Annotated in this window: 7 protein-coding genes; all 7 read right to left on the bottom strand. The window is 32.0% G+C overall.

The window, feature by feature from the left end:
- Positions 1–21: 21 nt before the first annotated feature.
- Positions 22–324, bottom strand: a complete 303-nt coding sequence (locus RM553_RS19005; protein ID WP_311536549.1) for an STAS domain-containing protein — start codon at positions 322–324, stop codon at positions 22–24.
- A gap of 118 nt (positions 325–442) precedes the next feature.
- Positions 443–1,162: a LytR/AlgR family response regulator transcription factor gene (locus RM553_RS19000; protein WP_311536548.1), complete on the bottom strand. Its 720-nt coding sequence runs from the start codon at positions 1,160–1,162 to the stop codon at positions 443–445.
- 11 nt (positions 1,163–1,173) lie between these two features.
- Positions 1,174–1,494: an Hpt domain-containing protein gene (locus RM553_RS18995; RefSeq protein ID WP_311536547.1), complete on the bottom strand. Its 321-nt coding sequence runs from the start codon at positions 1,492–1,494 to the stop codon at positions 1,174–1,176.
- Between the two features lie 3 nt (positions 1,495–1,497).
- On the bottom strand, positions 1,498–2,541 hold the full coding sequence (locus tag RM553_RS18990; RefSeq protein ID WP_311536546.1) for a sensor histidine kinase: 1,044 nt from the start codon (positions 2,539–2,541) through the stop codon (positions 1,498–1,500).
- Positions 2,538–3,674 (bottom strand): FIST signal transduction protein, encoded by a 1,137-nt coding sequence (locus RM553_RS18985; RefSeq protein WP_311536545.1) that lies wholly within the window; start codon positions 3,672–3,674, stop codon positions 2,538–2,540. Before RM553_RS18985 ends, RM553_RS18990 begins: the two co-directional genes overlap by 4 nt.
- A gap of 3 nt (positions 3,675–3,677) precedes the next feature.
- Complete coding sequence (locus tag RM553_RS18980) at positions 3,678–5,657, bottom strand: PAS domain-containing sensor histidine kinase (RefSeq protein ID WP_311536544.1); 1,980 nt, start codon at positions 5,655–5,657, stop codon at positions 3,678–3,680.
- Positions 5,658–6,048: 391 nt separating this feature from the next.
- Complete coding sequence (locus RM553_RS18975; protein WP_311536543.1) at positions 6,049–6,465, bottom strand: response regulator; 417 nt, start codon at positions 6,463–6,465, stop codon at positions 6,049–6,051.
- Positions 6,466–7,536 lie beyond the last annotated feature (1,071 nt).

Raw genomic sequence — 7,536 nt, 5'->3', positions numbered from 1 at the left:
TTTAATTAATATTTAGAATATTCAAGCTGCCGTTTTCTTATCGAATAATTGACTTATCCCAAGGAACTTTAAAGCAGATTTAAATACTTCATTGTTAACACCTATAAAATTAACTTCTAATCCTTTTTCTTGTGCCTTTCGTTTTAGAAAATATAGCATAAAGACTCCAGACATATCAATTTCCTGGATATCAGAAATTTCAATAATTAATGATTGGAATCTAAGAAGATCATATTCAAGTTTCCTTTGAGTTTCGGTTACATTTCCACTATAAAGTCTTCCTTTTATTTCCCGAATGTGCTGAGTTGGTTTTGATGCCTTCATAATATTTGAATTTTAAGATTAAACAAATATGGGGTGGTTTTGGTAAAAAAAAATTCATTTTTCGGTAAGTGAAGGATTACTTTAGACCAAAGGGGCAAAAACGAATATAAAATGTATTTTATAGAAGATTAACTCTTCTCATAAGTTCTGATCGATTGGAACGGCTTACCGGAACAACATCTTTTTCTATCAACACACTATTGTCTTCTATATCTATAATTCTATGAAAATTAATAATATATGAGCGGTGAACCTTTAGAAATTGATCGTCCGGGAGTTTATCCTCAATCTTTTTCAGGGTAGAGTGAACCGTATAGTTTTTAGTTTCGGTCTTAATTAAAATATAGTCTCCTTTCGCTTCTATTAATTTAATTGAAGGGATCTCGATCTTTACCAGTCTACGGTCTATATTGACATATAGCACCTTATAATTTTCATCATTTTCAGGCTTATGATTATCTAAAGCAGAATCTTTAATAGGTAGGGAAGTAGAAGATTTTACTTTATCTATTGCTTTTTCAAAGCGCTCCGGCGCGATTGGCTTAACAAGATAATCTACTATACAATCGTATTCAAATGCTGTAATCGCGAAATTTTTATCTGAAGTAGTAAGAACTATTTTTGGAGGATTTTTTATGGTCTGGATAAAATCAAATCCGGTAAATGCAGGCATATGAATATCTAAGAATATAAGATCCACTTCATTGATATTCAAAAACTTTATAGCTTCAATTGCACTGTTAAAACTGGCTTTAAGATTAAGCTGCCTTGTATTTGCAATCATTTCTTCGATAATAATTCTGGCCATTTGCTCGTCATCTATAATAATGCAGTTCATAATTTGGGGGGTTAAAGTTGGGCTGTAAATTCCAGCATTGATTTTAGAATATCATCAAAAGCTTTTTTGTTCTTTAAGTTTGATTTTTTTAGATCTTCCTCAAAAAGAACTGCAACCTCGTACGATTTTTCTAAGCCTAAAATACCAATTTTATGCTTTAGTTTGTGCACATTTTCTGCACACTCTATATATTTCCCTAGAGAAAGGTTTTTTTGATAGGTACTTACTTCTGAAACAAGTTCAGTTTTAAGTATATTTATTAACCTTTCCCGAAAATCATCATTTTTTCCTGATATTTTATTTATCTGAGTAAGAGTGGGCCGTTCTTCCATCTATTATAGGCTTCTGGGTAATTTAAAGAAAAAGATACTTCCACCGCCTAATTTGCTATCTAACCATAATTCGCCTTTATAATAATCTACCACTTTTTTTACTATAGAAAGACCTATTCCAGTTGCTGCTTGATCATTTTCAATTTTTTCAAAAATTCTAAAGATTTTTAAATGGTGTTTAGAAGATATTCCTTTACCATTATCTTTTACAGAAAATTTCCAGAATTCACCCTCTTCAACCACATCAATTTCTATTTCGCCAATAGGTTTATCAATGCTTTTTACGGCATTTTGAATTAAATTCTGAAACAGTTGTTGAAGCCTGAATTTATCTCCTCTTATATTAGGCAACTTGTTCTTTATAGTAATATTAATATGATCAGGTTTATAGAGAATTTGTATGATATCTTTTGTGAGTACATCTAAATCTACCCAGTAGCTATCTATAACGGCCTGGTCTATGGTAGAGTAATTTAAGATCCCATCAATTAGAGCATCCATTTTCTCTACATTTTTCAGCAGTAATTTGAAGTTTTCTATACTAGCATCATCAATTTTTTCAGCATTATCCTGCAATATCCAGTTTGCAAGAGAATCGATACTTCGCAACGGAGATTTTAGATCATGAGAAACCATATGGGCATAATCTGAAAGGACTTGATTTTTTTTCTCTAGATTTTTAAGTAATTCCTCTCTTTGTTCCTGCACTTTATGGATTTCTTCCGATTGTTTTTCAATGTAACCCGCTAGCTCATCAATTTCCATTTTACTCTCTTTATCGGTAGGAGTCTTTAGATTAAGCGTATTGATACAATTTTTGAACGTATCTATAATTTTTTGTTGATTCTCAGCCTCTCTGCTTAACCTTCTATTAGCCTCAAATAATTCATCAGAGCTTAGTTTCATTGCTCTTTGAATCATTTTTAACTGGTTGTTATTATTATCATAAGATTTTCCAACAGCCTCCAGAAAATCTTTTAAATTTTCAGTTTCCTGAAGTTCCTGTGGTAAATATTTTCGAATTTGTCTTTCAAGTAAAGAATTCACTTTTCGCTAATTAAAGTTAGAGTCATGGTTTGATTGTGCAGTTCACAGGTTTGCTGATCCTGGAGCGGAGCCATCTCTCCATAAGAGTAAAAACCTGAAATATTTGCATGGTCTCCAATAATCAGTTTAATTTCTTCTATTTCTTCTTCAACTCTTTGATCCATTACTAATTTCCGTCCAATACAGCTTACTAAAAATGCCAGCTGAGGTGCCTTTGTTCGGTTTTTCATTGCCATTGTTGCGGCCTCTGCTGCTCCATGTACAAGACTATCTACAGATGCCATCATGAGCTGAACTTTTGCATTTAGAGGTACATCACCTGCTAGAATCATAGAATTATTGTTTTCATCAATATTCAAAATTGTTCTTATTACAGGTTCAGTCTTACTTTCTGCGGTAATATTTAACGGATAAAAAAGAGAAGCTTTGGGGAGTTCTTTAGCTTTATCTCCTAAGTATTTGGTGTATAAATCCAAGGCAGGCATATGATCTATTTCATATAATATATTGCCTTCGGCTTTAGTAATAGTCCGCTCCGGTCCAAACGGAATCCATCCTCCTGAACTGGAACAGGTAATTTCAAGACTCTCGCCATATAGACCAATAATAATAATTTCTCCCTGGGTGGGCCTATGTTGATAAGAAACAAATGTTTTTTCAAACCTATCATTATCTCCGCACATTCCGCCAGTTAAGAGAACGTTTGGCGCTAAATGTGTTTGCAAACCCTTAATTAGTTCGCTGCCATTTGTATAACTACCTTCTGAAACAATAAGAACATGTTTTAGGTTAACTTTAGGTAATGATTTTATAAGATGTTCCCCCAGTGCATGAGAATTCTTATCATAATCTAATATGTTTGCTCTGCGTATTTCAAAACTGCTTTGCTCAAATTCAATAGCTGTGACCACCGCCGAATCTTGATGTACGTTTTCTCCTATTATTTCGCCTGAAGTAGAACCAAATATAAGATGCTCATAATTAAAGTTAGCTTTCACATTTTCATAGAAAATTTCATTTTCCAAAAGCATCCTATCTGCAAAAATAAAAACTAACGGATTTTGTAGCTCAGATTTAGGTGGTTTATATTCCCATTCCTTATTTTTAAATTTCCTGGCTTGTACTATTTTCATGTTTTAATTTTTTAAACTAAAGAAGAATGTGGAGCCTAAACCTACTTCGCTTTCCACCCAGATTTTTCCCTTATGCAAATCGATTATTTTCTTAACGATACTTAATCCTATCCCTGTAGAATTTTCATGGTTTCCCAGCGATTTAAAGATTGTGAAAATTTTCTTTTGGTTTTCTTCAGCTATTCCTATTCCGTTGTCTTTGATAGAAAATGTATACCATGATTTATCATTCGTGAAATCTATTTCTATGATACCTTTTTCTTTATCGTTATAATTTACGGCATTACTAATAAGGTTTAAGAATACTTGCTGTATTTGAGTTGGATCTCCTATAATTATAGGCATCTCCTTTAAAGTTTTCACGCTTATATTAGAGGGGATGTATAAGATATCTGTAATTTCTGCAATAAGATGGTTCAGGTTTATGCTTGTTTTTTGAACTAAGGGTTGTCCAATGGAGGAATATTGGAGAATATTCTCAATAAGGTGATCCATTTTCTCTACCCTTTGCTGCATTAAATTCAGGTTCTTGAGGCTTTCACGTCCTAATTTATCTTTAAAATCTTCTATCGTCCAGCTTAGCAGAGCAGAAATATTTCTTAAGGGAGATTTTAAATCATGTGAGACAATATGTGCATATTCATTGAGCCGTTCATTCTGCTCTTCCAAATTCTTTAATAAAGTTTCCTTTTGTATTTCCAGTTTTTTTTGTTCAGTGATGTCTAAATGAATCCCTATAGAACCGTTTATTTTTCCATTCAAATCATAAGTTGGAGCTCCACTTAATAACCAGTGGCGTATTTCGTTACTTTTTGTCTTAACCTCTATCTCGTAAGAATCTGATATGCCGCGTTTACGCCTCGCCCTTAATTCTTTTCCGCGACCAACTTCTTTGGCTGGTAACAGTAAGGTTTCCGCTTTCGCATTATAAAGCTCCTCTCTAGAAAAGCCACTGATCTTACAAAAATTATTATTAGCGAACTTAATATAACCCTTGGTATCAATTTCTATCAAACCTAAGTTCATATTATCTATAATATTGCTGTATTTTTCTTTTTCAGCTTTAAGTCTTTCCCTGTAATTTTTTTTAATAGTTATATCAGAATAACTCCAAAGATGCCCTTTATAAGCTCCTTTGGAGTAAATGGGAATATAATTACGTTCAAATACTCTCCCGTCTACCAACTCCAATTCATCTGAAAATACCGGCTTTTTTTCCTGTAGAAGATGATTAATACGCTCCAAAAACTTTTCTGGTTCTTTAAATAAATATTTAGTGTCTTCTGCTGAATTACTACAGTCCATACCTTCCAAGGCTTCTGGAGAGGCTCCAATAGAAAACATGGAACAAAATTCCGTATTGGTTAATATAATTTTTCTATTTTCATCTTCAAGGAGTACACCGGTATGTAAATTTGTAATTAAGGTACTTAACCGGTCTTCTGATTCCTTCAATTTTTCATTTGTAATAATTTCATTGGTTATATCTCTGGCTATACCCTGAGCTGCAATAGGCTCTCCATTCTCTCCATATATTATACTAGCATTAATTTGTACACTCTTTTCCTCATTATTTTTTGTGAGAATTACCGCTTTATAGTTATTAAACTTTCCATGAATAAATAGTTCCTTAAAAACTTCCAAGGTGTATTCACGGTATCCTTTTTTAACCAGTTTTAAAAGATTTATAGGCTCGTTGTCTACGTCATACCCCAATAATTCTTTAGCTGCCTCATTCATGCTTATAACCTCTCCAGAAAAATCCATTACTACATAGGCATCCACAATGGTTTTAAAAACTCCTTCCAGTTCAGAAGTCTTACGGTTTAGGAGTTCTTCAAGCTTATTGTTTGATCTTTTTAATTGTTCTGAAAGCTTAAAAAGTTCTGCAGACTTTTCTTCCAGAATAGCTTCTGCTGCTTTTCGAGCCGCTTTTTCCCGGTCTAATGCTTTTTCGAGTATTTTGATTTTGCTGGTTTCCATAAGGGGTGTAATAAATTCTAATTTTGATTTTATTAGTTTTATTTTCTTATATCATGAAAGAATCTGCATACATAATATTCAAATATTTTCCTATTAATGATTATAGGGACATATTCATCAAAATTTAGAAAAGTACATATTTTCAAAATAACTTTTCTAACAGGCTATTATTTTAAAAATTGATAATTCAGGATAAGCAAAAGACTTTCATACTATAGAAAATATGTTCTTTAATAGAAACAAACAATTAACAAAGATGGGCTATAAAGGTTCAGAAGATGCTTATAATATGGTCTTCATAAAAAATGGGATATAGAAAAGTATCCATCCAGAACTTCTAATCCAAATCCATGATTTTCTTTTTGATCCTGCAAAAAATTAATCCTTCCATTTATGACTTAATTAATTCATTTGAACTCCAGTATTCTAGGACTGATTTTAATTTTAAAACATAATCTTCATATTTTAAAGGTTTAATTATGTACCCCGCAATACCTATCTTATAACTTTCCTTAAGATCATTTTGATTTGCAGAGGTCGTGAAGACTATTGCCGGGATATGTTTTAAACTTGGGTTGTTTTTAAATATTTCCAGGAATTCAAATCCATTCATCTTTGGCATATGAAGATCTACAAAAATAAGGTCTGGTAGTTCCAGACTTTTGTCATGTAAAAACTCGAGGGCCTCCTCCCCATTTTTTGATTCTGTTATTTGGTGATCCAAAGAAAGCTCATGCATGGTTCTATGAACTTTCATGATTTCAATAATGTCATCTTCTATCAACAGGATTTTCAATTTCTTATTCATTTAGGATATTTTATGAATCCATAAAGATGACCTTATTTTTAAATTAAGGTAGGGAATTTCGGTGAATGGAGGTTTTGGATAGTTGAATTGCAGTTAAGTGTCGGTGAAATTTGTTAATCCAAAAAAGAATTTAATCCAATTATCGTTTCCAAAATCTATTGTGCTATTGCACAAGATTCCTGAGCGACGAGTCCGGCTCGACCTTTTATACTAGTTTCACTTCGTGCAAAGAATTTTTTCGAAGGCCACGTAGAAGCTATTTTATTACAATTCTTTGGCAACAATAAAAACTATAAAATTAAACGGAATTATTATCTTGAAAATATTAGTAATGACAGAGATGTTTTGGTTTTCAGAATATAATGCATTTATCATTGAATGTAATATTCAGACAACTTTTAAGAAATTTAGAGAAAGCTTTTATTCGATACAGGGTGATTTTAAATCCTCTATCCATTAGGGATATGATCAATGTATTGAAGTTACTATACTGAAAAATAATATCATGGAAATAAGTGCGAATAAAAAAGGATCCATTTTCATAGATACGTGCAAAATTCGCGAAATATTTAGCATCATTGTAACTTTTGAAAGATTCGGTCCGATTTCAACTAACCTTGGTTTTTCTTCAAAAAGAGAATGATGAAGATGCTTATCCATGGGTTTGTTATATTGATGATGTTTAGAGTTTCCTACTGACTTTAAAAAAGTGAAAAATAACTATATTAAAAGTTTTATAGTGTTTTTCAAATTGAGGGAGTCATTTCATGAAAGATTATTGGCTCAAGATGAATTAGAGTTGTGTACCATCTATTTAAAAATCTATCGAAATCTGGAAATTAGCAGATTTAGATTTATATAGTTTCTGATCCAACTCTTCAGAATTATTTTGATCGGCTGTATTATAAGAAGAAAATTATTTTTCCCCATCTGTTTAGTGAGACCAATACTTAATGGGTTCTCTTTTTGGTATTTTTTCTATTTTTATTTATTACTTAAATAAACCGGATCAATCTCAAAAGTTGTGGAGGAATTAGAGTAAAGCTGGATATTTGCAGAAAAATTAGCGTT

The sequence above is a fragment of the Autumnicola tepida genome (assembly GCF_031846485.1).
Taxonomy (GTDB): Bacteria; Bacteroidota; Bacteroidia; order Flavobacteriales; family Flavobacteriaceae; genus Autumnicola; species Autumnicola tepida.
This window is presented reverse-complemented; position numbering and strand designations above follow the sequence as displayed.

Bases quoted from the DNA above. Each gene is read 5' to 3' on its own strand.
- RM553_RS18985 (WP_311536545.1), bottom strand. From the start codon at position 3,674: ATGAAAATAGTACAAGCCAGGAAATTTAAAAATAAGGAATGGGAATAT.
- RM553_RS18975 (WP_311536543.1), bottom strand. From the start codon at position 6,465: ATGAATAAGAAATTGAAAATCCTGTTGATAGAAGATGACATTATTGAA.
- RM553_RS19005 (WP_311536549.1), bottom strand. From the start codon at position 324: ATGAAGGCATCAAAACCAACTCAGCACATTCGGGAAATAAAAGGAAGA.
- RM553_RS18995 (WP_311536547.1), bottom strand. From the start codon at position 1,494: ATGGAAGAACGGCCCACTCTTACTCAGATAAATAAAATATCAGGAAAA.
- RM553_RS18980 (WP_311536544.1), bottom strand. From the start codon at position 5,657: ATGGAAACCAGCAAAATCAAAATACTCGAAAAAGCATTAGACCGGGAA.
- RM553_RS19000 (WP_311536548.1), bottom strand. From the start codon at position 1,162: ATGAACTGCATTATTATAGATGACGAGCAAATGGCCAGAATTATTATC.